Genomic DNA, 522 nt, shown 5'->3' on the forward strand with positions numbered 1-522 from the left:
CGCGGACCACCTGCGCGCCCAGGCCGCGAGCACCGCCCAGGCCACCCTGCCCCACGCCCAGGAGCGCGCGGCCGAGGCCGACGCCCAGGCCGAGCCGGCCCGGGCCGCCGCCGAGCGCGCCGAGGCCGAGGCCGAGGCGGTGCGGCTCGAGGCCGCCCGCGAGGAGGCCGCCCACGAGGCGCAGGTCCGCGCCGCCGACCGGCTCGACCCGCGCGTCGACGACCGGTCCGACGACTACGCGCCGCAGGTGGGCGACGCCGAGCCGCAGGGCCCCGCGTCGCCGTCCGAGGTGAGCGCCGAGGAGCCGATGCCCGCGGCCGAGCCCGCCCAGCCGACCGAGCCCGCCCAGCCGACCGAGCCCGCCGCGGGCGGCACACGCCCGCTCCCGCGTCGTACGCCCGGCGCCCAGGACATGCCGGGTCGTCCGATCGAGAAGACCGACGAGGGCGGCGGCTGGTTCAGCGAGAAGGACCCGAGCTCCTGAGGTGAGCCAGGTCCCGGCCGCCACCCGGGCCCTGCGGG

The 522-nt window shown here is 81.0% G+C and carries 1 pseudogene; it reads left to right on the forward strand.

The window, feature by feature from the left end:
* Positions 1-484: pseudogene (locus tag FB586_RS19625) on the forward strand (hypothetical protein); the annotation flags it as partial.
* Positions 485-522 lie beyond the last annotated feature (38 nt).

The organism is Cellulomonas telluris, from assembly GCF_004886325.1.
GTDB lineage: Bacteria > Actinomycetota > Actinomycetes > Actinomycetales > Cellulomonadaceae > Cellulomonas > Cellulomonas telluris.